Here is a 21422-nt window from a genome sequence, read left to right as displayed (position 1 = left end):
CGTCCGGCCTCACGGTACAGAGGGAGTAATCACCATGGCAGCAGTGTGCCAGGTGACCGGAGCAGTTCCCGGCTTCGGTCACAACATCAGCCACTCGCACCGCCGGACGAAGCGTCGCTTCGACCCGAACGTGCAGAAGAAGACGTACTACGTGCCGTCGCTGGGTCGCAACATCAAGCTCAACGTGTCGGCTAAGGGCATCAAGGTCATCGACGCCCGTGGCATCGAGTCGGTCGTCAAGGACCTGCTCGCGAAGGGTGTGAAGCTCTGATGGCGAAGAAGGCCCAGGACGTACGTCCGATCATCAAGCTGCGTTCGACCGCCGGCACGGGGTACACCTACGTGACGCGCAAGAACCGCCGCAACAACCCCGACCGCATCGTGCTCAAGAAGTACGACCCCGTGGTCCGCAAGCACGTCGACTTCCGAGAGGAGCGCTAAAGCATGGCCAAGAAGAGCAAGATCGCGCGTAACCAGCAGCGCCAGGTGGTCGTCGACCGCTACGCGACCAAGCGTGCAGAACTGAAGAAGGCCCTGGTCGACCCGACCTCGACCGACGAGCAGCGCGAGGCCGCGCGCGTGGGTCTGCAGAAGCTGCCCCGCAACGCCTCGCCGGTGCGTCTGCGTTCGCGCGACGTCATCGACGGCCGCCCCCGCGGCGTCCTCACGAAGTTCGGCATCTCGCGTGTCCGCTTCCGCGACATGGCTCACCGTGGCGAGCTGCCCGGCGTGACCAAGTCGAGCTGGTAAGCCACAGCATCCACGTCGAAGGGGCGGGAGTTCTCCGGAACTCCCGCCCCTTCTGCATGCCCGCTCAGGATGCCGCGACCCGTGCATGTTCGAGGGCCCAGGCGAGTGTGTCATCGGCGACCTGCTCCCAGCCCGCCTGGCTGACGATGCGGTGGGTGCGGCCGGGATACTCCCTGTAGTCCACGATCGCGGGGCCACCGGAGCGCCGGTACTTCTTCACGATCGCGCGGCCGATCGCGGGCGGGACGACGTGATCGATCTCGCCGGTGATGATCAGCAGCGGCGCCCGATCGGTCCGGTCGTAGTCGACGTGGGTGACGCCTCCCTTCTCGTTGAAGGCCGATGCGACCCCCTCGAAGAACACCCGGTTGTAGGAGTTGACCGCCTGCTCCGTCCAGATCGCATCGGACTCGGCACGCGAGAGGTCGTTGCCGAAGGTGAAGTGGAAGTGCGGCTTCGAGATCGGCGACGCGCCGTTCTTGGCGAACGGATTGCGCAGGATCGGAAAGCCGGTGCGCGCCGTCGACGGGGGCAGCGTGGTCACGCCCGCGGTCTGCCCCGGCGTCACGCCGACGTACGCGATGCCCAGTCCGCGATCGGCGAGCATCTGAGTGATCACCCCGCCGAACGAGTGGCCCATGATGATCGGTTTCTCGGGCAGCGACCGGATGATGCGCTCATAGTGGTCGGCGATCTCCGAAAGACCGATGCCCTTCAACGCCGAGGGGTCGCGGCGGATCTCCGCCGTCGTGCGGTCGTCGATACCCGGCCAGCCCGGCACGATCACGTCGTGGCCGAGGGAGCGGAAGCGCTCCGCCCAGGTGTTCCAGCTCTTGGGTGTCATCCACAGTCCGTGGATGAGGACGATGGGGGGTTTGGCGGCATCCCTCGTGCTGCTCCGAGACGCGGCGCTCGTCGGCGGCTACCTCGACGGCGAAGAGCGCGCGGCGCCCGCCTTCTTCCGCACCGCACAGGCCGTGGTCGACGCCGCACGACCGCCTGTCTGATCCGCGGGATCGCGCGGATCTCGCGGGGAGAGTGCGCGTGGAGGCGGCCGAAAGGCCGGGATGCTGTCGCTCTGACGGTCGCACGGGCCACATCAGCAGCATCCGCCACACGAAACACGCCCGAATTGCGCGAAGAACCGCGGAAATACGCGGAAGTGTGCCCGATCGGGGTAGATTCGACGCGGTCGATCGACCACCCGGTGCCGGTTCCGGCCCGGTCAGTGAAGATGAGGCGGCGGTGCGCCGCCGCTGGAGGTAATCCCCAATGGCCGACAAGTCCATCACCAAGACCGAGCTCGTCGCGAGCATCGCCAGCGCCACGGGCGAGAGCCAGGCCACGGTCTCGCGCGTCGTCGACGGTCTGTTCTCGACGGTGTCTGAGGCCGTCGCCAAGGGCACCAAGGTCTCGATCCCGGGCTGGATCGCGTTCGAGCAGGTCGAGACGGCCGCTCGCACGGGCCGCAACCCCCAGACCGGCGAAGAGATCAAGATCGCCGCGGGCAAGCGCGTCAAGGTCACCGCGGGCTCGAAGCTCAAGGCTGCCGCGAAGTAGTCACCGGCGACTTTCGCCGAACGGGGGGTGCCGCATCGCGCGGTGCCCCCCGTTCGCGTTTCCGGCGCGTACGCTCCCGTGCATGCTCCCGCGTCCGCACAGCTCGCACCCGCGCCTAGGCTGGATGGGTGAGCCCCCGAACCCTGCGCGTCGCCGGGCCCGCGATCCTCGTCGCCGCCGCCGTGGCGGCCCTCGTCGCGGGCCTCGCCTTCGGCGGTGGCGCGACCCCGCTCGACATCGGCGATCCGGGTCCGGTCGTGCGCTGGGGTCTGCCCCTGGCCGACCTCGCCGTCAACCTCGGTGCCGCGACCATGGCGGGTGCCCTCGTGCTCGCCCTGTTCGCGCTCAGGGCCGGGGAGGGGGAGTTCGACACCGCGCTGGATGTGGCCTCGATCGGGGCCGCGGTCTTCACCGTCGCCGCCGGCGCGACCGGGTACCTGACCTTCCTCAACGCCTTCAACGCGTCACCGAGCGCCGACGCGGTCTTCGGGCAGCAGCTCGGCCGCTTTCTGCTCGACCTCGAGGTGGGCCGCGCCTGGCTGATCACGACGCTCGCGGGCGCCGTGATCACGGTGCTCGCGTTCGCGGTGCGCAGCTGGACGCCGACCCTTCTGGCCACCCTGCTCGCGCTCGCGGCGCTGGTCCCGATGGCCACGACGAGCCACGACGGCGCCGCGGCCAACCACACGGCGGCGGTCACCACACTCGCGCTGCACATCGTGGGCGCGGCCGTCTGGCTCGGCGGCCTGGTGCTGCTGGTGGTCCTGCGCGCCTCGACCACGCCCGCGCGCCTCGCGTACATCCTGCCCCGGTACTCGAGCATCGCGCTCGTCGCTTTTGTCGTCGTCGCCCTCTCGGGGTATGCGCGGGCCGCGCTGAGCGTCGGCGGATGGGCGCAGCTGGCATCGCCGTACGGGGTGCTCGTCGTCGTCAAGGTGCTGGCGCTCCTCGCCCTCGGCGCGCTCGGTGCGCTCTACCGTCGCCGGCTCATCGCGCGGATCGGCGAACGCGCGGCTGCGGGCGCGTTCTGGGGTCTGGTGGCCCTCGAGCTCGGTTTCATGGGTGTCGCCAGCGGCGTCGCCGCCGCGCTCGCGCGCACGGCGCCGCCGCTCGGCGACATCGCGATCACCGACCCCACCCCCGCGGAGCGCCTCACCGGCGCCCCGCTGCCGGCCGAGCTGCTCCCGGCATCCTGGTTCACCGCGTGGGATGTCGATCTGCTCTGGATGCTGCTCTGCGGTTTCGCGCTGTTCTTCTATTACGCGGGGGTCGTGCGTCTTCGCCGGCGCGGGGACGCATGGCCGCTGTATCGCACGATCTGCTGGAGCGCCGGCATCCTGCTGCTGTTCTGGGTGACCAGCGGCGCGGTGGCGGTCTACGAGGACTACCTCTTCAGCGTGCACATGGTGGGCCACATGCTGCTGACGATGGCCATCCCGCTGCTGCTCGTTCCCGGCGCGCCCGTCACCCTCGTCGCCCGCGCCGCGCGCAAGCGCGACGACGGCACGCGGGGCGGGCGCGAGTGGGTCCTGTGGGCCGTGCATTCGCCCGTCGCCAAGGTTCTGACCAACCCCTTCGTCGCGGCCGCCCTCTTCATCGGCTCGCTGTGGGCGTTCTACTACACCGACCTGTTCCGGTGGTCGCTGTACGACCACCTGGGACATCTGTGGATGATCCTGCACTTCCTGATCACCGGATACCTGTTCGTGCTCTCCCTCGTCGGCATCGATCCCGTGCCCTATCGCCTGCCCTACCCGTTCCGGCTCGTGCTGCTGATCGGCGTCATGGCGATGCACGCCTTCTTCGGCATCTCGATCATGATGCAGTCCGGCCTGATGGTCGCGGAGTGGTTCGGCTCGATGGGGCGCACGTGGGGCGCCACGCCGCTCGAGGATCAGTACATCGGCGGCGGCATCGCCTGGTCGATCGGCGAGATCCCCACGCTGATCCTCGCGATCGTCGTCGCGATCCAGTGGAGCCGCAGCGACGAGCGCGCGCAGAAGCGCCGTGACCGGCACACCGACCGCGCGGGCGACGCCGAACTCGACGCCTACAACGAGCGCCTCGCCAAGCTCGCGGAGCGCGACGCGCGCACGGGCGCCCGCTGACAGCATCCCGAATCGGGGTCAGCTCTCGGGCGAGCCCACCCGGATCGACGCGGAACCGTCGGGCAGCACGGTGATCGTCGCGTCCAGGCCGAAGACGATCTCCTCGTCCACCTCGCGGATGCTGCCATCGAACAGCGACCGCACGTCGACCTGGATGCGGGCCGATGCCTCGGTCGCGGGCACGACCCAGTCGGCGCCGGAGGGCTCGAGGGTGATCTCGGGGTAGCGCTCGATCGTCCACGTCGGCAGGCTCGCGATGCGGTTCTGCACGACGAAGCCGAACGGGCAGCCGGTCGGCTGCAGCACCTGCTGGGTCGCGCACTCGTCGAGGAACGTGTCGACCCGCTCCTGCACGACGGTCGTGAACTCCTCCGTGGGCTCGGCCTGCAGGTCGACGGGAACGCCCGCCATCGGCGCGTCGGCGAGCACGTCGACTCCGGGCGTCGCTGCGATCGCCGTGTCGACCGAGACGCGGTAGAGCCCGGGCGAGAAGACGAGCAGCGGCACCGGCTCGAGGGGCGGTGCGTCGGCACCGAGGGGCGAGACCTGCCGTTTGTCGATCGTGAACCCGTTGACATCGAACGACATGGACCCCCGCACCGTGAGGTCGATCACGGCGAGCGGGCTCTCCGCGAAGCGCCAGGTCGGCACGACGCCGACCCAGCCGGCGGGTTCGACGTCGAACGTCGTCGACCCTCGGTGCGCCCCCGCGCGGTAGTCCACGGTGACCCGGGTGATCTCGCCGTCGGTGGTCTCTCCCCGCGGCCGGATGCTGTCGATACTCGTCAGCGCCGTGCTGCGCAGGAGCGCGTCGGATGCCGTCTCGGGTAACCCCGCCGTGGTGAGGTCGGCCCCGGCCACGCGCACACCGGGGACGGCGAGCGCGTCGGCCGCGCGCCCCGCCGCGAGCAGATCGAGGTAGCGCTCGACGAAGGCCGTGGGGCTGTAGAACTCGCGGTACAGCATCGTGCCCCCGGCGGCGAGGGCCGCGGCAAGGAGCACGCCCACGAGTGCCAGCACGGTGAGATCCGTGCGGGGAGAGCGGGGTGCGCGGGCCGGTCGGCGGCGGGGGGCAGGGGCATCGTGCGGTTCGTCGGCGCGCTGATCCGCCGTGTTGATCGCCCCCTGCTGCACAGAGCGATTCTAGGCGCGGCATCCTCAGACATCGCGCTGAGCGCGGAGCGCCGCAAGGCCAGCGTCTAGCATGTACCGGTGACCACGCCGCCTCTCTCCGCCGAGCAGGAGGCGCTCTTCCGTCGCATCGAGGACACGCGCGACCACATCTTCGTGACAGGTCGGGCGGGTACGGGCAAGTCGACTCTCCTGCAGCACCTGGCCTGGAACACCTCCAAGCAGATCGCCGTCTGCGCTCCGACCGGGGTCGCGGCGCTCAACGTCGAGGGCCAGACGATCCACTCGCTGCTGCGACTGCCGATCGGTCTCATCGCCGATCAGGAGCTCGAGCAGTCCGACGCCACGCGCAAGATCCTCAACGCGATCGACACGCTCGTGATCGACGAGATCTCGATGGTCAACGCCGACGTCATGGACGGCATCGACCGGTCGCTGCGCCAGGCGCGCGGCCGTCGCGGCGAGCCGTTCGGCGGCGTGCAGATCGTCATGTTCGGCGACCCCTACCAGCTCGCGCCGGTCCCCCCGCGGGGCGACGAGCTGGCCTACATCCGCGACCACTACCGGTCGTTCTGGTTCTTCGACGCCCACGTGTGGGCGGGAGCCGCCGAGCTGCCCGGGTCGGCGGGCGGCGCGCTCGACGGCTTCGCCGACCTCGGTCGGTATGGCGCGCAGCTCGGCATCCACGAACTCGCCACGATCCATCGCCAGGCCGACGACGCCTTCAAGGCGATGCTCAACGCCGTCCGGCACGGCCACGTGACGGCCGATATCGCGGGCGTCCTCAACGCCACGGGCGCGCGCACCCCTCCCGTGCCCGAGGACTCCGAGATCCCCATCATCACCCTCGCCACCCGCAACGACCGGGTCAACGCGATCAACCATCGGCATCTCGAGGCGCTTCCGGGGCGCGCGCAGACGGCCAGTGCCGAGATCACGGGTGACTTCGGACGCGGCGAGGGCGCCTACCCGGCCGAGGCGGATCTCAAACTCAAGGTCGGCGCGCAGGTGATGTTCCTGCGCAACGACACGGCATCGTTCGGGGAGCCGGCCCGCTGGGTCAACGGCACCATCGGCACCGTCACCCGCATCACCGGCGGTACCGTGCGCGTCGATGTCGACGGCGACGAGCACGATGTCGAGCCGGCGGTGTGGGAGAAGTTCCGCTACAGCTATTCGCCGCTCACCAAGCGCATCTCGCGCGAGATCGTCGCGGAGTTCCATCAGTTCCCGCTGCGCCTGGCGTGGGCGGTGACGATCCACAAGTCGCAGGGCAAGACCTACGACCGCGCGGTCATCGACCTCGGCTCGGGGGCGTTCGCGCCCGGGCAGACGTACGTCGCGCTCAGTCGCCTGACCTCGCTCGAGGGTCTCTACCTCACCCGCCCCCTGCGCCCGAGCGACATCCGGGTGGATGCCGACGTGCAGAGGTTCATGCGCAGCCAGAGCGAGCTGTGAGCCCGAAGGGCCTCACGCCACCGCCGCGGACGCCTTCTGCGCCTCGAGATCGCGGAACAGGTCGGTGTTGAAGCGGTACGCGCGCAGCACCTCGTCGACGACCCGCTCGCGCTCGTTGTCGTCCCACGGCACGGCGTCGAGCTGCTCGCGGTAGACGTCTTTGAACGCCTTGGGGTCGGCGATGTCGTCGAACAGATAGAACCCGACGCCGTTGGTGTCGAAGCCGAACCGCCGCTGCATGATGCGACCGATGAACAGTCCGCCCGAGAGGTCGCCGAGATAGCGGGTGTAGTGGTGGGCGACGAAGCCGCCCGCCCACGTCGCGCCGACCTCGCGGATGCGGGCCACGTAGCGCACCGTGGTGGGCAGCGGCGCGATCCGCTCCCGCCAGTCGGCGCCGACGAGGAACTCGAGATCGGCCTCGAGCGCGGGTAGGCGCGTGAGCTTGTCGGTGATGAAGGCCGCCGCAACCGGATCCGCTTTCATCCGTTCGGCCGCGGATTCGAGTGCCTCATAGATGAAGTAGTGCTGGGCGACGAGCGAGACGTAGTCCTCGCGCGTGCCCTCGCCCTTCAGCAGGCCCGACATGAAGCCCTGGCCCTCGCTGTCGGAATGGGCACCGCTCGAGCGCTCGCGGAGCAGGGCGGAGAACGGCACGACGTTCGACATGGGGACAGTGTAGCGGCCGACTTAGGATGACCTAACCCCTAATTCCCGGAGGATCAGTGCGGGCGGGGCGTCACGCCCAGGGCTGCGCAGGCGGCGTCGTAGAGCGCGACGACCTCGCGGCGCACCTCTCCTCGCTCGCTGATGGGGCCGTGCGGCCAGGGCACACGGTGCGCCGCCACCGCGCCGTCCGGGCCCGCGACATCCCACTCGCCGCCGTCGCCGTCGAAGCCCGTCATCACCGCTCCGGCCGCGTCGGGCCGCCCATGGGCGCGCACGATCAGCAGGTTGTCGTCGGTGTGGTCGCTGTTCATGTGGCGCAGCACGGCCGCCACCACGGTGTCGTCGAAAGCATGCGGCATTCCCACAGCCTAGGCGCGGCGCGCGTGATCGAACCGTGACAATCGCCTGACTAAACTCGGGTGACGACACCGGGGGGTGAGTATGGCGGCACGAAGCATGCGTCGCCGTGCGCTGACCGCTGCGGGGGCCGTGCTGGCCGCCGCAGCGCTGCTCGTGGCCTGCGCGCCCGACACGCAGATCGAGGTCGATGCGCCGGAGCAGGCCGCGGCGGAGCTGCCCGAGGACACGCGCGCTCAGCTCGACGCCGCGGTGCAGAACGCCATGGCCGCGACCGCCTCGACCGGCGCGATCGTCGGAGTGTGGGCGCCGTGGAGCGGCAGCTGGGTCGCGGGCATCGGGGCGGATGCCGCCGGTGCACCCGTCGACGCCGACATGTCGTTCCGCGTGGCCGATGTCACCCGGATGATGACGTGCGACGTGCTGTACGCCGTCGCCGCCGAAGGGATCGTCGAGCTCGATGACCCCGTCGTGGATTACGTCGCGGGCTACCCCAACCTCACCGACGTCACGCTGCAGGATCTCTGCGACGGCACGGCTGGAATCGGCAACTACGAGGCCGTCATCGGCGGCTCCTGGATCGACAATCCCGAGCGCGTCTGGGATCCGCTCGAGATCGCCGCCTTCGGTCTCGGCCAACCGCGATCGGCCGTGGGCACGGAGTACCGCAACTCCGACGCGGGATACGCGCTGCTGGGCATGGCCCTCGAGCGCGCCACCACGACCCGCGTCGAGGTGCTCTTCGACAGGTACCTGTTCGAACCGCTCGGACTCGAGAGCACGTCGCTTCCGGGCGACCGCGCCGCGGCTCCCAGCGACCACGCGCTGCCGGGCTACCGCATCGTCAACAATCCCGACGGCACGCTGAACTGCGCCGAGCCGCGCGACATGACGGTGATCTCGGCATCCCTCGGCAACACCGACTCGGGTGTCGTCTCGACGGTGACCGACCTCGGCCGCTACGTGCAGGCCGTGGCCGTGGGTGCGACCGCGACCGACGTCGACCGCTGGGCAGAGCCGCTTCCCGTGTTCGGCGGCGCGCCGGGATGGTTCACCGCGACGGGCGGCGCGCTGCAGGCCGGCTCGTTGATCGGACAGTACGGTTCGGTTCCCGGTTACATGACCGCGGCCTTCGCCGATCCCGCGACCGGAATGACGGTCGTCGTGGTGCTCAACAACTCGACGGCTTCGGCCGACGTCGTCCGCGACCTGTCGTGGGAGCTGGCCGCCATCGCCTCGAAGGCGCCCGCGACCTCCGGCTTCACGGCCCCCGAGTTCGGTCTGCCGTGGACCGCCGAGCAGTACCGCGAGTCGGTCTCGCAGACCAACATCTGCCGGTGAGTCCGCCCCGCTTCGGCCAGGCCGCACGCGGTGCGCCCGGGGCGGTCACCCTCGTCGTGCTCGGACTCGCGTGCCAGGAGGTCGGGGCATCGCTCGCGGTGCTGCTGTTCCCGCAGGTGGGGCCGCTCGGCATGGTCATGCTGCGCCTGGTCTTCTCGGCGATGCTCCTGCTCGCGATCGCCCGGCCCACGCTGCGCGGTCACGGGCGCGCCGGCTGGCGCGCGGTGATCGAGTTCGGGGTGGTGCTGGCCGTCATGAACGGCCTCTTCTATCTCGCGCTCGAACGGCTGCCGCTGGGGGTGACCGTGACGATCGAGGTGCTGGGCCCCCTCGCGCTCTCGGTCATCGTCGCCCGCCGAGCGTCGGCCTGGCTGTGGGCGCTGCTCGCATTGGCGGGTGTCGCCCTCCTCGCGGGCGGCGGATGGGACGATCTCGATCTGATCGGGGTGCTCTACGCGCTCGGCGCCGCGGCGAGCTGGGCGGGGTACATCCTCGCGTCGGCGCGGGTCGGGCGCGCGTTCTCGCAGCTCGACGGACTCGCGATCGCGATGGCGATCGGAGCCCTCCTCTCGCTGCCGTTCGGCGTCCTCGATGCGGGTTCCGCGCTGCTGCAGCCGACACTGCTCGCCCTGGGCGCCGCGGTCGCGGTGCTGTCGTCGGCCGTGCCGTACGCGCTCGAGCTGACGGCCCTGCGCCGGCTTCCGGCATCCGCCTTCGCCGTGCTGATGAGCCTCGCGCCCGCGACCGCGACCCTCGCGGGCTGGGTGCTGCTCGGGCAGGTGCTCACACCGCTCGAGCTCGCGGGCATCGGTCTTGTGGTGCTGGCGAGCATCGGCGCCGTCCGCGCGTCGGCACGGGCCGCCCGAACCGCCGCGCAGCCGGTCGGCTGATCCGCGGGGGCGGGATGCTGCGCCTCAGCCGCGCAGGATCGTCTCGATCAGGTGCGGCGCGAGCTCGCCCTCGGCCTCGAGCACCACGCGGGTGCGCGCGCCCTCGTGGTGGCGGTCGCCGAGGCGCTGACCCCGGAGATCGGCGATGGTCTGGCCGCGCCCGGGGCCCTGGCTCGTGTCGACCACGACGGGAACCCGCGGGGCGCGGGTGAGGGTGATGGCGCCCGCGGCGATCGCTGCGGCGAGCGGGTCGTGCAGGGCGCAGCCGCGGCGGCCGTACAGCGGCATGTAGAAGTCGAAGTAGTGGTCGAGGATCGCGCCGACGGCGCGTGGGCCCGGCGTGTCGGCGGCAAGCAGCGCGGCGCGGTCGTCCTCGTCGAGGGAATGCTCGACGGTGATGTCGAGCGGAACGAGGGTGACGTCCCAGTCCGCTCCGAGCAGCGCCGCGGCGGCCTCGGGGTCGTTGTGGATGTTGGCCTCGGCGACGGGGCTGATGTTGCCGGCGGCAAGAGCCGCCCCGCCCATGGTCGTGACGCCGGCGATGCGGGTCGGCAGCGTCGGATCGGCCTCGAGGGCGTGGGCGATGTTGGTGACCGGGCCGATGGTCAACAGATGCAGGCGGCCGGCGTGCGTGTGCGAGAGTTCGATCAGCAGCTCATGGGCCGACGCGGCGACGGGCTCGCGAGCGCTGCGGGGCAGGTCGACCCCGCCGATGCCGTTGTCGCCGTGCACCCACGGGGCGCCGCCGCCGTAGGGGTGGCTGAGGTGGTCGTGCGCGCCGATCGCGACGGGGATGTCGTCGCGGCCGTACAGCGCGAGCAGGTCGAGGGTGTTGCGTGCGGCCGTGGCCGAGTCGATGTTGCCGCTGACGGTGCCGATGCCGACGAGGTCGACGGCGGGGGAGGCCAGCAGGTAGGCGATGGCGACGGAATCGTCGACGCCGGTGTCGCAGTCGAGGAAGACGGGAATGGGGGCGGGCGTCGTCATGCGGATCCTTCGGGTGGGGGAGCGGCGACCACGCTGTCGGGCGCCCGGGCGTACCGGGTGCTCTATGGGTTATACCCCGCCGCGCACGGCCGGAGCAAAGCGGCGGGGCGTGGTGGAATGTGCTCATGCCTTCCCCCGCTCTGCCTCCCCTCGCCGTCGTCGGCAGCATCAATGTCGACCTCACCGCCGCGGTGCCGCGCCTGCCCGCGGCGGGCGAGACGGTGCTCGGCGGAACCCTCACGCGTCAACCGGGCGGCAAGGGCGCGAACCAGGCGATCGCCGCCGCGCGGCTGGGCGCGCCGGTGCGCATGATCGGCGCGGTCGGCGACGACGGAGACGGGCAGTGGATGCTGCAGAACCTGCGCGACGCGGGCGTCGGTGCGGGTGATGTCTGGCTCGGCGATGCGGCCACCGGCACTGCCCTGATCACCGTCGACCCCGGCGGCGAGAATCAGATCGCGGTGTGTCAGGGCGCCAACGCCGATGTGTCGCTCGATGGCGTCGCCTTCGCCGACGACGAAGCGGTGCTCGCGCAGCTCGAGATACCGATGGATGTCGTGGCCCGCCTCGCGTCGGCCGTGCCGGGATTCCTCGCCGTCAATGCGGCCCCGGCGGTGCGGCTTCCGGCTGCGCTCGTCGAGCGGGTCGACCTGTTCATCGTGAACGAGACGGAGTACGAGCTGCTGCCCGAACTCGCGCAGGCGCGGCGGGTCGCCGTCACCTATGGTTCGGCAGGAGCCGCGCTGCGCGAGCACGGGGTCGAAGTTCTGCGGGTGCCCGCCCCGCGGGTGCACGCGATCAGCGCGGTCGGTGCGGGTGATGCGTTCTGCGCGGCGCTGACCCTCGCGCTCTGCGCGGGTTGGGGCGCGGAGGACGCGCTGCGGGCCGCCTGCGCGGTGGGCGCCGACGCCGTCACGCATCTCGGGGCCCAGTCGCCGCTGCGCCCGCTGCAGAGCTACGCCCCCTGACGCGTTGAGAGGTCTTCGGGTGCTCGAGCTCATCGATGCCGGCGCCTGAGCGATGGCCCAGGCGCCGGCGCGACTCAGACTGCGGCGGGTACGCGGGCCGACACGGCGTCGAGCTGTGCGAGCTCGTCCGGCGTCAGCGACAGCGACGCAGCGGCCAGCAGTGCCGGCAGCTGCTCGACGGTGCGTGCGCTCGCGATCGGCGCGACGACGTTCGGCTGCGCCTGCAGCCAGGCGAGGGCGGTGGTCGCGAGTTCGACGCCGCGGGCGGTCGAGATGTCGTCGAGGGTGCTGACGACCGCGAGTCCCTCGTCCGTGAAGTAGCCGCCGACCTGGCCCTCGCGAGCCTTGCCTGCGATGTCCTCGCGGGTGCGGTACTTGCCGGTGAGGAACCCGGCGGCGAGGGAGAAGTACGGTACGACGCCCAGGCCGTTCGCCTCGACGAGGGCCGCGTACTCGCTCTCGTAGGGCTCGCGGGCGACGAGGTTGTAGTGCGGCTGGAGGGCGACCGGCAGAGCGAAGCCGTGCGCCTGCGCGATCCCGATCCATTCGGCGACGCGGGTGGCCGAGTAGTTCGACAGTGCGATGTGTCGGATCTTGCCCGCCGTGCGCAGGCCCTCGAACGCCGCGACCGTCTCTTCGAGGGACGTGCTCTCGTCGTCGTAGTGAGCCCAGTACAGATCGATCGCGTCGACGCCCAGCCGAGCGAGTGATGCGTCGGCGGCGGCCACGACATTGGCGGCCGAGAGTCCCATGAACTGGGGATGGGCGCTCACCTTGGTGCCGATGACGAGGTCATCGTGGGCGCCGCGGCGGGCGATCCACGACCCGATGATCGTCTCCGACTCACCGCCCGAGTTGCCGGGTACCCATGCGGAGTACATGTCCGCTGTGTCGATGAAGTTCCCGCCGCCCTCGACGAAGGCGTCGAGCACGGCGTGGGACTCGCGCTCGTCGGAGGTCCAGCCGAAGGTGTTGCCTCCCAGCGCCAGGGGGAAGACCTCGAGGTCTGATGTGCCGATCAGGGTCATTGCTGTCCTTTCCGAAGCGGGGAGCGAAACGCACGGCCCGCCACAGGCCGAGTCCCCCGCTATGCCAACCGACGCGGCGACGGCATCATTCCGAACGCTCTCGCGGCGGACGTCGTCGAGATGTCCGCCGGGGGTCAGCCGGCGGCCCGGGCGAGCGGCCCCGACATCCACGTGTCTATGTCTCGCGCAGACGTCAGACGGACGACCGTCAGGTGGGGGTGATCGTCGCGCAGCCGAGGAATCCGCGCGCGATACGCGTGTCGCGTGATGAACGCCCAGCGCACGATGTGCTCGCGCTCTGTGAGGAACGTCCGCAGCGGAGGCTCGACATTGCCGTTCCAGAGGACTTCTCGCCGAATGCGTCGTCGCACCGTTCGACGCACCACCCGTGGCAAGGTCACCGTGAAGAAGGGGAGGTCGAGCCAGACCAGCAGGTCCGCGTTCTCCGCAAGCGTCGCCCGCGCGCTGGAGTACTGCCACTCGGTCGTCCATCTGTCGGCACGCACGAGCGCGTCGACGTCTCGCAGGAACTCCTCGCGCGGCGTCCAATCGGGCCCGTGGTAGAGCCCGTCGATCTCCGTATGCGGAGCGTCCAGGACGTCGGCGACCCGGGCCGCGAGCGTTGTCTTCCCGGTCCCGGACACGCCGGCGATGAGAACGCGCCTCGGACGGAACGGCAGCGGATCATGTGGGCCCAGCATGGCAAGAAGGATACTTCTGCCCGCATGCCGGCGGCGGGGTTGGTGCTCTCGGAGGGGATGACGGGAATCGAACCCGCGCTATCAGCTTGGGAAGCTGAAGTTCTGCCATTGAACTACATCCCCGGCAGGCCTTTCGGCGCCCGGCCAGCATAACAAACACCGCAGAGGCCGGCCGCGCGCGGTCAGCACTCCGGAGCGATGTGCCCGGACACGCGCTTTCGGACGCATCGGCGAGGGCTTGTGCGCGAAGGTCCGGAATGTTGTCCACTGAGGCAGCCGAACAGAGCCGACCGACCGCGCAGCCGGATCCGCCGCCGCCCGGTCGCTAGGCTGACCCCGTGCTGCTCTCGGATCGTGACATCAGGCTCGAACTCGACGCTCGCCGCATCGGACTCGACCCCTACGATCCCGCGATGGTGCAGCCCTCGAGCGTCGACGTGCGCCTCGACCGCTACTTCCGCCTCTTCGACAACCACAAGTACCCCTTCATCGACCCCGCCGAAGACCAGCCCGAGCTGACCCGCCTGATCGAGGTCGCCCCGGACGAGCCGTTCATCCTGCACCCCGGCGAGTTCGCGCTCGGCGCGACGTTCGAGCAGGTCACCCTCCCGGACGACGTCGCGGCGCGGCTGGAGGGAAAGTCCTCGCTCGGCCGGCTGGGTCTCATCACCCACTCGACGGCGGGCTTCATCGACCCCGGCTTCACCGGCCACGTCACCCTCGAACTGGCCAACGTCGCGACGCTTCCGATCAAGCTCTGGCCGGGGATGAAGATCGGCCAGCTCTGCTTCTTCCGGCTCTCCTCGCCCACCGAGAACCCCTACGGCTCGGGCCCGTACGGCAACAGATATCAGGGCCAGCGCGGACCGACGGCCTCCCGGTCGTTCCAGAACTTCCACCGCACGGATGTCGGAACCACCGACGCGGGATCCCTCGGCGCCTGAGCACCCTCTCGCTAGGGTGGGCGGCGTGAGCAACGAAAGCACCGCCGACCGCGCCGCCAGGACCGCCCCGGGATCCGTGCCCAGCAAGATCGCCCCGTGGGTCTTCTGGCCGGCGGCGACGATCGTCGTCGTCTTCAGCGCCTTCGCGATTCTCTTCCCAGACGCGGCCGAGGTCTTCTTCGACACCGTCCAGACCTCGATCGTCAACGCGTTCAACTGGTACTACGTGCTGATCGCGGCCTTCTTCGTCGTCTTCGCGGTGTTCATCGGCTTCAGCCGATTCGGTGACATCCGCCTCGGAAAGGACGACGACGAGCCCGAGTTCTCGCTGGGCGCCTGGTTCTCGCTGTTGTTCGCGGCGGGCATGGGTATCGGCCTCGTCTTCTACGGCGTCAGCGAGCCGCTCAGCCACTTCGTCGACCCGCGTCCCGGTGTCGCGGGCACGCCGGCGCAGCTTGCGCAGTCGGCGCTGACGCAGACGTACCTGCACTGGGGGATCCACGCGTGGGCGATCTACGTCGTCGTGGGGCTGGGGCTCGCCTACGCGATCCACCGCCGCAAGCGTCCCATCTCGATCCGCTGGGCGCTGGAGCCACTGCTGGGCAAGCGCGTGCGCGGCGGCTGGGGCAACACGATCGACGCGGTCGCGCTCGCCGGCACGATGTTCGGCGTCGCGACGTCGCTCGGGCTCGGCGTGCTGCAGATCAGCGCGGGCCTGGATTCGGCGGGTCTGTTCGAGCCGAGCCTGCCCCTGCAGATCGTGCTCATCGCGATCATCACCGTCTTCGTGCTGCTCTCGGTGCTCTCGGGAGTCACCCGCGGCATGAAGTGGCTCTCGAGCGGCAACCTGATCCTGGCGGCTGCCCTGCTGCTGTTCGTGCTGGTCGTGGGCAACACCGAGTACCTGCTGCGCGAGTGGGTGCAGTCCATCGGCGCCTACATCCAGAACTTCGTGGGCCTCAGCTTCACCGTCAGCGCCTTCCAGGGCACGGCGGGCGAGGAGTGGCAGGCCGCGTGGACCTCGTTCTACTGGGGCTGGTGGATCTCGTGGGCGCCCTTCGTCGGCATCTTCATCGCGCGCGTGAGCCGCGGCCGCACCGTGCGCCAGTTCGTCATGGGCGTACTGATCGTGCCGACGCTGCTCGGCATCCTGTGGTTCGCCGTGCTCGGTGGCTCGGCGCTGTACCTCGAGCTGCAGAACCCCGGCTCGATGACCACGGCGGAGGGCGGCGTCGACCTCGAGGGAGCGCTGTTCCAGCTCTTCACGTACCTGCCCGCGGCGCCGGTCCTGACGATCGGGGCGATCGTGCTGATCGCGGTGTTCTTCATCACCTCGTCCGACTCGGGCGCGCTCGTGATGGGCATGATCGCGACGGGCGGCAACGCCAACCCCGCACGCTGGGTGCGCACCTTCTTCACCCTCGCCACGGCCGTCCTCGCCGTCGCCCTGCTGATCGCCGGTGGCCTGACGGCGCTGCAGACCGCGGCGATCATCATCGCCCTGCCCTTCAGCGTCGTGATGCTGCTGATCTGCTGGGCCACGATCATCGCGTTCCAGCGCGAGAGACGCGCGTACGACAAGGCCGAGCGCGCGCAGCTGCTCGATCACATCGGCGAGCACTACGGGCTCGAGGTCGAGCAGCAGGACGAGCGCGGCATCCGCTGGTCGCCGTTCCTCCGGCGTCGCGATCGCCCCGCGGACGAGAAGGCGGGGGATGCCGCCGGTCAGTGAGCCTGCGTCACCCCGAGCGCGTCGTGCACGGCGACCGCGGCGACCCGCGCGCCGGCGCCGGCGGCGACGATCAGCTGCTGGGCGCCAGGAGCGGCCGCGTCGCCCGCGCCGTAGACGCCGGGCACGCTCGAGCGGCCGGCGCGGTCGGTGACGAGGTGCCCGTCCTCGTCGAGGTCGGGCGCGAGCGGGGCGAGGAACTCCAGCGCCGACTGCCACTCGGGGCGCACGAACCCGCCCGCGACCTCGACCCGGGTGTCGTCCTCGAGCACGATGGCCGACAGCATCCCGCGCTCGCCCCGCAGCTCGGCGATCCGTGAGCGCTCGACGCGGATCCCGGATGCTGTCAGCTCGGCCTCGCCGTCGACCCCGAGCGCGTCCGAGCCGTTCGTGAAGACGGTCAGGGCGTTCGTCCATCGGGCGATGAGCCGCGCGCGGTCGGCCAGATCCGCGCTCTCGCCGATGAGGGCGAGGGGCCGGTCGCGCAGTTCCCAGCCGTCGCAGGCGGCGCAGCTGAAGAGCGACATGCCGTAGAAGCCGCGGATGTTCGGCACGTCGGGAAGAGTCTCGCGCAGGCCCGTGGCGACGATGACGGCGCGCGCGGCGATCGTCGCGGGCGCGCGGCGTCCCTCGAGCGTCGCGACGAAGCGCGCATCGGCGTGACCATCGCCGGCGTGGGCGACCGCGACGACCTTCGTGCGAGAGTGGACGACCACATCGGGATACGCCTCGAGCTCGGCCCGCGCGAGGCGGCGCAGCTCGTGCGGCGGCACGCCGTCGCGGGTGAGGAATCCGTGCGAGAGCAGGGTCGCGGCGTTGCGCGGCCGATCGGCGTCGACGAGGGCGACGCTCGCGCGGGCGCGGCCGAGGTTGAGCGCGGCCGAGAGTCCCGCGGGACCCCCGCCGATGACGAGCACGTCGACGACCGCGGGCGACACGGCTCCCGCCGCCGGCGCCGCGCCCGCGGGCGAGCCGGTCACGACCGGGTCAGCGCGTCCGCGCGCGAGATCTGCACCTGCTCGTCGCGGGGTACGACTTTGACGCGCTCGCGCGTGTACTCATGGGTCGCGCCGAGCTCGCGCTCGTGCGCGTCGAGGGCGAGCCAGCCCTGCCAGGTGGTGTATTCGACGCCGCGGTCGGCGAGCAGGTCGAGCACGTCGCCCGTCTCGGTCGGCGCAGCGAGCAGGCCCGCCTCGGCGTCGGCGACGAGGTGCGCGACGGTCTCCATCGCGTCGCTCTTGGTGTGGCCGATGAGGCCGACCGGTCCGCGCTTGATCCAGCCCGTGGCGTAGAGGCCGCGCACCGCGGTGCCCCCGTCGTCGGCGGTGATCGCCGAGGCGGCATCCGTCACGCGCCCTTCGACGTTCGGCACGACGCCGCGCACCTCGTCGAACGGGGCGTCGAGCACGGGGGTGCCGAAGTAGCCGACGGCGCGGTAGACCGCCTGCACAGGGATGTCCCGCAGCTCGCCGGTGCCGACGACGCTGCCATCGCCCGTGGGTGTGGTGCGCTCGAAACGCACTGCCTCGACGCGGTCGGAGCCCAGAACCTCGACCGGCGAGTGGTAGAAGTGCAGGTGCAGCCGACGGGAGGCGGTGCCGACCTCGCGTCCGCGCCACGACTGCAGGGTGCGCAGCATGACCTTGAGCTGGTTGTTGGATGCCGCCGCGGGGTCGACACCATCGAAGTCCTCGTCGTAGAGCACGATGTCGACGTCGGGCACCTCGCCGAGCTCGCGCAGCTCGATGGGGGTGAACTTGATGTCGGCGGGTCCGCGGCGGCCGAAGACGTGCACGTCGGTGACGGCGGAGGCCTCGAGCCCCGCGAGTACGTTGTCGGGGATCTCGGTCGAGCGCAGGTCGACCGCGTGCTTGGCGAGGACGCGGGCCACATCGAGGGCGACGTTGCCGTTGCCGATCACGGCGACCTCGCGCGCATCGAGCGGCCACTCGCGCGAGACGTCGGGATGGCCGTCGAACCAGGCCACGAAGTCGGCGGCGCCGTACGAGCCGGGCAGGTCGATGCCCGGGATGTCGAGGTGCACGTCGCGGATGGCTCCGGTCGCCAGGATCACGGCGTCGTACCGCTCGTGCAGTTCGTCGAGGGCGATGTCGCGGCCGACCTCGACGTTGCCGACGAAGCGGATCACGCCCGAATCGAGCATCTCGTGGAGGGACGTGACGATGCCCTTGATGCGCGGGTGGTCGGGTGCGACGCCGTACCGGATGAGTCCGTAGGGCGCCGGAAGGGTCTCGAACAGATCGATCTCGACGGTGCCGCCGGCGTCGGCCACGCGGCCGGAGAGGATGTTGCCGGCGTAGATGCCGGCGGGGCCGGCTCCGACGATCGCGACACGGAGGTTGAGAGTGCTCACAGGGCTTCGGCCTTTCTGGCGGAGAGTTCTTCGGGGGCGTAGGGGCTGAGGGTCACGACATCGCCGACGACGATGACCGCGGGGTTTCGCACGCGGCGCTGGGCGGCCTGGGCGACGATCGTGTCGAGGGTGCCGATCGTGACGCGCTGGTGCTCGCCGTAGCCGTCCTCGATGATCGCGACGGGGCACTGGGCGCCGCGAACGCCTCGGGCGAGCATGAGGGCGGAGTGGCCGAGGGTGCCCACGCCCATGAGCAGCACGACGGTGTGGTCGCGCCCGCCGCCGACCTCGCCGAGCTGATCGTGGCCCGAGACGACCGTGAACGCGGTGGCGAGCCCGCGGTGCGTGAGTGGGATGCCGGCGATCGCGGGCACCGAGATCGCGCTCGTGACTCCGGGGATCACGTCGACGGGGATGCCGGCATCCCGGCAGGCCGCGAGCTCTTCGCTGCCGCGGCCGAAGATGTAGGGATCGCCGCCCTTGAGCCGCACGACGCGCTTGCCTTCGAGCGCGAGTTCGACGAGGAGGGCGTTGATGCGCTCCTGCGGCACGGCGTGATGGCCCGGCAGTTTTCCCACGTCGATGACGGGGGTGCCCAGATCCAGCTCGTCGAGCACCGCGCGGGCGCCGAGGCGGTCGGCGACGATGACATCGGCGTGCTCGAGCGCGCGCATGCCGCGCACCGTGAGCAGGTCGGCGCTGCCGGGGCCCGCGCCGACGAGCGTCACCCGACCGCGCGGCGCGCTCATCGGGCCCCTCCCTGGAGCAGGCCGCGACCGCGCAGCACCCGCCGCTCGAGCTCGACGACGATGCCGATCACGAGGATCACGAGGATCGCCGCGAGCACGGCGGCCAGATCGGACGCCTCGCGTCCGTCCTGGAGCAGCGCGCCGACGCCGGCGCCGAGCGTGCCGCCCACGGCGATGATCTCGGCGGCGAGGACGCCGCGCCACGAGAAGGCCCACCCCTGCTTGAGCCCCGCGATGTAGCCGGGGAGGGCACCGGGAAGGATGATCAGCAGCGACATGAGCGGTCCGCGGGCGCCCATCACGGTGCCCGCGCGACGCAGCTGCACGGGCACCTGATCGACCCCCGCGATCATGCCGTTGACGATGGAGGGGACCCCGCCCATCAACACGACGAAGTAGACCAGCGCGTCGGTCAGGCCGAACCACAAAATCGCCGCCGGCACCCACGCGACCGAGGGCAGCACCATCAGCCCCGAGACGATCGGAGCGATCGCGCGGCGCAACGGCCGCACCTCGGCGAGGACGAGCCCGAGCACTGTGCCGATGACGATCGCCGCGGCGAAGCCGATCAGGCCGCGGCCGAGGCTCGTTGCGACCGCGGCGGGCAGCGCGCCGCTCGCCCACGCATCGCCGAGCGCCGCGGCCACCTGAGCCGGCGACGGCATCGTGTCGGGCGAGGGACCGGTGATCATGACGGCGACCTGCCACACCGCGACGAGCGCGACGATGAAGATCACCGGCGGCAGCACCGACCCGAGCACGCGCCGGATCGGGCGGGACGGCGTCGGCGTGTTCGTCTGCAGGCGGTCGTTTCCGGCCTCGAGACTGCGCAGATCGGTGTCAGGCTGCATTGCGTCGGATCTCGGTGCGCAGCTGATCGGTGATCTCCACAGCGAGCGCACCCACCTCGGGCGACGCGATGCGGCGGCCCTCGGTGCGGGCGATGCGCCACTCGCGGGCGATGCGGCCGGGCCGGCTGGAGAGCAGCACGACGCGCTGGCCGAGTCGGGCCGCCTCCCGCACGTTGTGCGTGACGAAGACGATCGTGCGTCCCGTCGCGCGCCACACCCGCTCGAGCTCCTCGTGCAGCAGGTCGCGCGTGATCGCATCGAGGGCCGCGAACGGCTCGTCCATGAGGAGCACGGGGCGGTCCTGGGCGAGCGAGCGCGCCAGCGCGACGCGCTGGCGCATCCCGCCCGAGAGTTCGTGCGGGCGCCGGTCGGCGGCATCCGCCAGGTTGACCACGTCGAGCAGTTCCATCGCGCGTGCGCGGCGCTGGGCGCGGCCGACCCCGCGCAGACGCAGCGCGAGCTCGACGTTGCCGCGGGCGCTCAGCCACGGCATGAGCGCTGACTCCTGGAACATCACGGCGGCGCCGGGCGCGGGGGTCGTGATCCGGCCGGCCGAGGGAGCATCGAGGCCGGCGATGAGGTTCAGCAGCGTCGACTTGCCGCAGCCGGAGGCGCCCAGCAGGCAGAGGAACTCGCCCGGGGCGACATCGAGCGTGATGTCCTCGAGAACGGTCGTCGCGCCGAAGCGCTGCGAGACGTTCTCGATCCGGATCGCGGGGGGCAGCACCGGGGCGGGCGCGCGCAGCAGCACGCCCTCATCGAAGCTCGGCCCGAGACGGACGGACGGAGCACCGGTGACGGTGTGCGGCGGCGGAAGGGCGGTCATG

General features: G+C 70.9%; 24 protein-coding genes and 1 tRNA gene. 12 read left to right on the top strand and 13 right to left on the bottom strand.

What is annotated here, in order from left to right; genetic code table 11:
• Window positions 1–34: 34 nt before the first annotated feature.
• Genes rpmB through rpsN form a run of 3 tightly spaced genes read left to right on the top strand, consistent with a single transcriptional unit; the run spans window position 35 to window position 750 of the window.
• Window positions 35–271 (top strand): 50S ribosomal protein L28, encoded by a 237-nt coding sequence (gene rpmB, locus AB2L57_RS16980; RefSeq protein WP_047543954.1) that lies wholly within the window; start codon window positions 35–37, stop codon window positions 269–271.
• The gene (rpmG, locus tag AB2L57_RS16975) at window positions 271–441 is read left to right on the top strand and encodes a 50S ribosomal protein L33 (RefSeq protein WP_013584775.1); all 171 of its coding nucleotides are present in this window, start codon (window positions 271–273) and stop codon (window positions 439–441) included. Before rpmB ends, rpmG begins: the two co-directional genes overlap by 1 nt.
• Window positions 442–444: 3 nt before the next feature.
• Complete coding sequence (rpsN, locus tag AB2L57_RS16970) at window positions 445–750, top strand: 30S ribosomal protein S14 (protein WP_292810480.1); 306 nt, start codon at window positions 445–447, stop codon at window positions 748–750.
• A 64-nt stretch (window positions 751–814) separates the two neighbouring features.
• Here the strand turns inward: rpsN and AB2L57_RS16965 are convergent, their stop codons facing one another.
• Window positions 815–1594 (bottom strand): alpha/beta fold hydrolase, encoded by a 780-nt coding sequence (locus AB2L57_RS16965; protein ID WP_292810478.1) that lies wholly within the window; start codon window positions 1592–1594, stop codon window positions 815–817.
• 13 nt (window positions 1595–1607) lie between these two features.
• Between AB2L57_RS16965 and AB2L57_RS16960 the strand changes: the two genes are divergently transcribed.
• The 3 genes from AB2L57_RS16960 (at window position 1608) to AB2L57_RS16950 (ending at window position 4418) form a co-directional block, all read left to right on the top strand.
• Window positions 1608–1757: a hypothetical protein gene (locus AB2L57_RS16960; RefSeq protein WP_292810475.1), complete on the top strand. Its 150-nt coding sequence runs from the start codon at window positions 1608–1610 to the stop codon at window positions 1755–1757.
• A 265-nt stretch (window positions 1758–2022) separates the two neighbouring features.
• A complete protein-coding gene (locus AB2L57_RS16955) occupies window positions 2023–2310 on the top strand; it encodes an HU family DNA-binding protein (RefSeq protein WP_292810473.1) in 288 nt (95 codons plus the stop codon).
• 128 nt (window positions 2311–2438) lie between these two features.
• Entirely contained in the window at window positions 2439–4418 is a 1980-nt protein-coding gene (locus tag AB2L57_RS16950) for a cytochrome c oxidase assembly protein (protein ID WP_409047651.1), read from the top strand.
• A gap of 18 nt (window positions 4419–4436) precedes the next feature.
• Here the strand turns inward: AB2L57_RS16950 and AB2L57_RS16945 are convergent, their stop codons facing one another.
• The gene (locus AB2L57_RS16945) at window positions 4437–5552 is read right to left on the bottom strand and encodes a hypothetical protein (RefSeq protein ID WP_409047650.1); all 1116 of its coding nucleotides are present in this window, start codon (window positions 5550–5552) and stop codon (window positions 4437–4439) included.
• Window positions 5553–5630: 78 nt separating this feature from the next.
• Between AB2L57_RS16945 and AB2L57_RS16940 the strand changes: the two genes are divergently transcribed.
• Window positions 5631–7007, top strand: coding sequence for an ATP-dependent RecD-like DNA helicase (locus AB2L57_RS16940; protein WP_292810468.1), 1377 nt, complete (start codon window positions 5631–5633; stop codon window positions 7005–7007).
• 12 nt (window positions 7008–7019) lie between these two features.
• On the opposite strand, the gene AB2L57_RS16935 is transcribed toward AB2L57_RS16940, so the two are convergent.
• Together AB2L57_RS16935 and AB2L57_RS16930 are read right to left on the bottom strand one after the other, a co-directional pair.
• Window positions 7020–7676: a heme oxygenase (biliverdin-producing) gene (locus AB2L57_RS16935; protein ID WP_409047649.1), complete on the bottom strand. Its 657-nt coding sequence runs from the start codon at window positions 7674–7676 to the stop codon at window positions 7020–7022.
• Between the two features lie 53 nt (window positions 7677–7729).
• Window positions 7730–8035 (bottom strand): DUF2470 domain-containing protein, encoded by a 306-nt coding sequence (locus AB2L57_RS16930; protein ID WP_409047648.1) that lies wholly within the window; start codon window positions 8033–8035, stop codon window positions 7730–7732.
• 82 nt (window positions 8036–8117) lie between these two features.
• On the opposite strand from AB2L57_RS16930, the gene AB2L57_RS16925 reads away from it, so the two are divergent.
• Both AB2L57_RS16925 and AB2L57_RS16920 read left to right on the top strand, forming a co-directional pair.
• A complete protein-coding gene (locus tag AB2L57_RS16925; RefSeq protein ID WP_409047647.1) occupies window positions 8118–9374 on the top strand; it encodes a serine hydrolase domain-containing protein in 1257 nt (418 codons plus the stop codon).
• Entirely contained in the window at window positions 9365–10264 is a 900-nt protein-coding gene (locus tag AB2L57_RS16920; protein WP_409048642.1) for an EamA family transporter, read from the top strand. The genes AB2L57_RS16925 and AB2L57_RS16920 overlap by 10 nt, the downstream gene beginning before the upstream one ends.
• A gap of 24 nt (window positions 10265–10288) precedes the next feature.
• Here AB2L57_RS16920 and AB2L57_RS16915 read toward each other — a convergent pair whose 3' ends face one another.
• The gene (locus AB2L57_RS16915) at window positions 10289–11251 is read right to left on the bottom strand and encodes a nucleoside hydrolase (RefSeq protein ID WP_409047646.1); all 963 of its coding nucleotides are present in this window, start codon (window positions 11249–11251) and stop codon (window positions 10289–10291) included.
• Window positions 11252–11376: 125 nt separating this feature from the next.
• On the opposite strand from AB2L57_RS16915, the gene AB2L57_RS16910 reads away from it, so the two are divergent.
• Window positions 11377–12219, top strand: coding sequence for a ribokinase (locus AB2L57_RS16910; protein WP_409047645.1), 843 nt, complete (start codon window positions 11377–11379; stop codon window positions 12217–12219).
• A gap of 74 nt (window positions 12220–12293) precedes the next feature.
• Here the strand turns inward: AB2L57_RS16910 and AB2L57_RS16905 are convergent, their stop codons facing one another.
• The 3 genes from AB2L57_RS16905 to AB2L57_RS16895 form a co-directional block, all read right to left on the bottom strand.
• Entirely contained in the window at window positions 12294–13247 is a 954-nt protein-coding gene (locus AB2L57_RS16905) for an aldo/keto reductase (RefSeq protein WP_409047644.1), read from the bottom strand.
• A gap of 134 nt (window positions 13248–13381) precedes the next feature.
• Window positions 13382–13948 carry an AAA family ATPase gene (locus tag AB2L57_RS16900; RefSeq protein ID WP_292810451.1) on the bottom strand — a complete coding sequence of 189 codons (567 nt, stop codon included), beginning with the start codon at window positions 13946–13948 and terminating at the stop codon, window positions 13382–13384.
• A gap of 52 nt (window positions 13949–14000) precedes the next feature.
• Window positions 14001–14071: transfer RNA gene (locus AB2L57_RS16895), tRNA-Gly, on the bottom strand.
• 215 nt (window positions 14072–14286) lie between these two features.
• Between AB2L57_RS16895 and dcd the strand changes: the two genes are divergently transcribed.
• Both dcd and AB2L57_RS16885 read left to right on the top strand, forming a co-directional pair.
• Window positions 14287–14892, top strand: a complete 606-nt coding sequence (gene dcd / locus AB2L57_RS16890) for a dCTP deaminase (RefSeq protein WP_292813788.1) — start codon at window positions 14287–14289, stop codon at window positions 14890–14892.
• A 25-nt stretch (window positions 14893–14917) separates the two neighbouring features.
• The gene (locus AB2L57_RS16885) at window positions 14918–16624 is read left to right on the top strand and encodes a BCCT family transporter (protein ID WP_409047643.1); all 1707 of its coding nucleotides are present in this window, start codon (window positions 14918–14920) and stop codon (window positions 16622–16624) included.
• Here AB2L57_RS16885 and AB2L57_RS16880 read toward each other — a convergent pair.
• Genes AB2L57_RS16880 through AB2L57_RS16860 form a run of 5 tightly spaced genes read right to left on the bottom strand, consistent with a single transcriptional unit; the run spans window position 16618 to window position 21421 of the window.
• Window positions 16618–17601 carry an NAD(P)/FAD-dependent oxidoreductase gene (locus AB2L57_RS16880; protein ID WP_409047642.1) on the bottom strand — a complete coding sequence of 328 codons (984 nt, stop codon included), beginning with the start codon at window positions 17599–17601 and terminating at the stop codon, window positions 16618–16620. The genes AB2L57_RS16885 and AB2L57_RS16880 overlap by 7 nt on opposite strands.
• On the bottom strand, window positions 17598–18995 hold the full coding sequence (locus tag AB2L57_RS16875; RefSeq protein WP_409047641.1) for an FAD-dependent oxidoreductase: 1398 nt from the start codon (window positions 18993–18995) through the stop codon (window positions 17598–17600). The genes AB2L57_RS16880 and AB2L57_RS16875 overlap by 4 nt, the downstream gene beginning before the upstream one ends.
• Window positions 18992–19744, bottom strand: a complete 753-nt coding sequence (gene cobA, locus AB2L57_RS16870) for a uroporphyrinogen-III C-methyltransferase (RefSeq protein ID WP_363331360.1) — start codon at window positions 19742–19744, stop codon at window positions 18992–18994. Before cobA ends, AB2L57_RS16875 begins: the two co-directional genes overlap by 4 nt.
• Window positions 19741–20595 carry an ABC transporter permease gene (locus tag AB2L57_RS16865; protein ID WP_409047640.1) on the bottom strand — a complete coding sequence of 285 codons (855 nt, stop codon included), beginning with the start codon at window positions 20593–20595 and terminating at the stop codon, window positions 19741–19743. Before AB2L57_RS16865 ends, cobA begins: the two co-directional genes overlap by 4 nt.
• On the bottom strand, window positions 20585–21421 hold the full coding sequence (locus AB2L57_RS16860) for an ABC transporter ATP-binding protein (protein ID WP_409047639.1): 837 nt from the start codon (window positions 21419–21421) through the stop codon (window positions 20585–20587). The genes AB2L57_RS16865 and AB2L57_RS16860 overlap by 11 nt, the downstream gene beginning before the upstream one ends.
• Window position 21422: the final 1 nt, after the last annotated feature.

The sequence above is a fragment of the Microbacterium sp. HA-8 genome (assembly GCF_046111165.1).
Taxonomy (GTDB): Bacteria; Actinomycetota; Actinomycetes; order Actinomycetales; family Microbacteriaceae; genus Microbacterium.
Note: the sequence above shows the minus strand (reverse complement) of the source record. Positions and strands in the feature narration are given on the sequence as shown.

What these genes read in the sequence shown, in the direction of transcription:
- rpmB (WP_047543954.1), top strand. Translation starts at nt 35, where the DNA reads ATGGCAGCAGTGTGCCAGGTGACCGGAGCAGTTCCCGGCTTCGGTCAC.
- rpmG (WP_013584775.1), top strand. Translation starts at nt 271, where the DNA reads ATGGCGAAGAAGGCCCAGGACGTACGTCCGATCATCAAGCTGCGTTCG.
- rpsN (WP_292810480.1), top strand. Translation starts at nt 445, where the DNA reads ATGGCCAAGAAGAGCAAGATCGCGCGTAACCAGCAGCGCCAGGTGGTC.
- AB2L57_RS16965 (WP_292810478.1), bottom strand. Translation starts at nt 1,594, where the DNA reads ATGACACCCAAGAGCTGGAACACCTGGGCGGAGCGCTTCCGCTCCCTC.
- AB2L57_RS16960 (WP_292810475.1), top strand. Translation starts at nt 1,608, where the DNA reads ATGAGGACGATGGGGGGTTTGGCGGCATCCCTCGTGCTGCTCCGAGAC.
- AB2L57_RS16955 (WP_292810473.1), top strand. Translation starts at nt 2,023, where the DNA reads ATGGCCGACAAGTCCATCACCAAGACCGAGCTCGTCGCGAGCATCGCC.
- AB2L57_RS16935 (WP_409047649.1), bottom strand. Translation starts at nt 7,676, where the DNA reads ATGTCGAACGTCGTGCCGTTCTCCGCCCTGCTCCGCGAGCGCTCGAGC.
- AB2L57_RS16930 (WP_409047648.1), bottom strand. Translation starts at nt 8,035, where the DNA reads ATGCCGCATGCTTTCGACGACACCGTGGTGGCGGCCGTGCTGCGCCAC.
- AB2L57_RS16925 (WP_409047647.1), top strand. Translation starts at nt 8,118, where the DNA reads ATGGCGGCACGAAGCATGCGTCGCCGTGCGCTGACCGCTGCGGGGGCC.
- AB2L57_RS16915 (WP_409047646.1), bottom strand. Translation starts at nt 11,251, where the DNA reads ATGACGACGCCCGCCCCCATTCCCGTCTTCCTCGACTGCGACACCGGC.
- AB2L57_RS16910 (WP_409047645.1), top strand. Translation starts at nt 11,377, where the DNA reads ATGCCTTCCCCCGCTCTGCCTCCCCTCGCCGTCGTCGGCAGCATCAAT.
- AB2L57_RS16905 (WP_409047644.1), bottom strand. Translation starts at nt 13,247, where the DNA reads ATGACCCTGATCGGCACATCAGACCTCGAGGTCTTCCCCCTGGCGCTG.
- AB2L57_RS16900 (WP_292810451.1), bottom strand. Translation starts at nt 13,948, where the DNA reads ATGCTGGGCCCACATGATCCGCTGCCGTTCCGTCCGAGGCGCGTTCTC.
- cobA (WP_363331360.1), bottom strand. Translation starts at nt 19,744, where the DNA reads ATGAGCGCGCCGCGCGGTCGGGTGACGCTCGTCGGCGCGGGCCCCGGC.
- AB2L57_RS16865 (WP_409047640.1), bottom strand. Translation starts at nt 20,595, where the DNA reads ATGCAGCCTGACACCGATCTGCGCAGTCTCGAGGCCGGAAACGACCGC.
- AB2L57_RS16860 (WP_409047639.1), bottom strand. Translation starts at nt 21,421, where the DNA reads ATGACCGCCCTTCCGCCGCCGCACACCGTCACCGGTGCTCCGTCCGTC.